Source organism: Aminobacter sp. P4_H6_2, from assembly GCF_056400805.1.
In genome coordinates, this window is record NZ_JBFUKO010000826.1 from 1 (window position 1) to 1,991 (window position 1,991).

The window sequence follows — 1,991 nt, forward strand, 5'->3', positions numbered from 1 at the left end:
GTTCCGGGCTAACCGATTCAAACTGATCCAAGAGATCATGCAATCCATATTGCGCACCAAAGGAAGTTGCTCGGTCCTCGACCTGGGAGGAACCGAAAAATATTGGGATATTGGGTCGGAATTCATACAGGGCAATGCAGGTCGCCTGCATGTCACGTTGGTCAACACCGATCCGATCGACGTCAAGAAGACGCACCTCTTCACAGCGATTGAGGGCAGCGCGACTGATACGACGTTGCTGCAAGGCCAGCACTTTGATTTTGTACATTCCAACTCAGTGATCGAACATGTCGGCCAACTCGCCGATATGAAGCTCTTCGCAGCGAATGTGCAGCGCCTTGGCGCACGCTACTACGTCCAAACGCCGAACTACTGGTTTCCCTACGAACCGCATTTCCGGTTTGTCGGCTTCCAATATCTACCGGAACGGCTGCGTATCGAGATGTTGCACCGGTTTGAACTTGGCTTCTTTGTCCGCCAGCGGAACTGGAATGATGCAGCGTGGCTTGTCCGCCACCATCGTCTGCTCTCGGCTGCCCAGATGAAGAGCTTTTTTCCAGATGCGGAAATCAAATTCGAGAAATTTCTCCTCTTCAATAAATCCATAATTGCCGTCCGATAGTTCCGCTTGCAGCAAGGCAAGGAACCGCAGTGAAAATCGCTTATCTTCTCAATACCTACCCGATGCCGAGCACTACCTTTATTCGCGGGGAAATCGAAGCCCTTGAAGATCTCGACCTCAGGATCGGGAGGCTCTCAGTTCGCCGTTTTGGTGGAACACTCGTCGATCGATCCGATCGGTCCGAAATGGCATCGACACGCTATCTCCTCAGCGGCAACGCCGCAGGGTTGTTCGTGGCATTCGGGCGTGAGATCCTAACCAACCCGCGCGGCCTGATGCGCGCCCTCCCCGCATTTCAACAGATGCGCCGGAAGGCCTATTCCGGGTTTGTCCATCACATTGCCTACCTGATGCAGGCTTGCTATTTGCGCCAGGAGGCTCGCAGGCAGGGCATCGTCCATATCCATGCGCATTTCGGCACCAACCCGGCTGCTGTCGCGTTGCTGTCGAAGCTGCTTGGCGGACCAAGCTACAGCTTTACCTCACATGGGCCTGATGAATTCACCGACGCTGCGTATCTAAGCTTCGATCTCAAGATCAAGCATGCTGCCTTCGTCGTGGCGATCTCGGATTATTGCAGCAACCTCCTTGTCTCGCTTTCCGATGCCGCTGATGCGCACAAGGTCGTCATCGCACGCTGCGGCCTCAAGCTTGAGGATTTCGAGCCGACGCCGATTGCCAGCGGCCAAAACACGCTGGTCTGCATAGGCCGGCTCTGCCGACAGAAGGGCCAAATCCATATTCCGGCTGCGGTGGCAGCGCTGCGCGCAGAGTTTCCCGACATGAAGGTCGTGCTGGTCGGCGACGGAGAGAGTCGCGCCGAAATTGAAGCCGAAATCGCACTGCACGACGTCGGCGCACAAGTCATCCTGCACGGATGGTCATCCAACGACGAGGTTCGGCAGCTTCTCAAGCAGAGCCGCGCCATGCTGCTGCCAAGCTACGCCGAAGGCTTGCCGGTGGCGATCATGGAGGCGCTGGCGTTGACCCGTCCCGTCATCTCGACGACAATCGCTGGCATTCCCGAATTGGTGGATGAAGAATGCGGCTGGCTTGTCGAGCCCGGCAACCACCAGCAGTTGGTCTCTGCCATGCGCTCTGCGCTGTCAGCACCGGCGGACGTTCTGGAACAGATGGGCAAGATCGGGCGGCAACGTGTCGAGCGCCTGCACGACCGGCGGCTTCTGGCGCTCGAATTGCAGCGGCTTTTCATGGAAGGTACCAACACAGGTCGCGACGGCAGGTCAGTGCAGGGCACACTCGTCCGCRATGCGCGTCTCCAGCCCGCCGCCGAATAGAACTACTCACTTGTATTCTATCAGCGCCTGACGTCGATGCGTCAGGCGGTTGAGGGCATATTGCGCAACTC

2 protein-coding genes are annotated in these 1,991 nt (G+C 57.1%); both read left to right on the forward strand.

What is annotated here, in order from left to right; genetic code table 11:
- The coding region (locus AC1DUU_RS30620; protein WP_476787072.1) for a class I SAM-dependent methyltransferase at positions 1 to 622 on the forward strand (622 nt) is incomplete at its 5' end.
- A gap of 185 nt (positions 623 to 807) precedes the next feature.
- Complete coding sequence (locus tag AC1DUU_RS30625) at positions 808 to 1,920, forward strand: glycosyltransferase family 4 protein (RefSeq protein WP_476787073.1); 1,113 nt, start codon at positions 808 to 810, stop codon at positions 1,918 to 1,920.
- Positions 1,921 to 1,991: the final 71 nt, after the last annotated feature.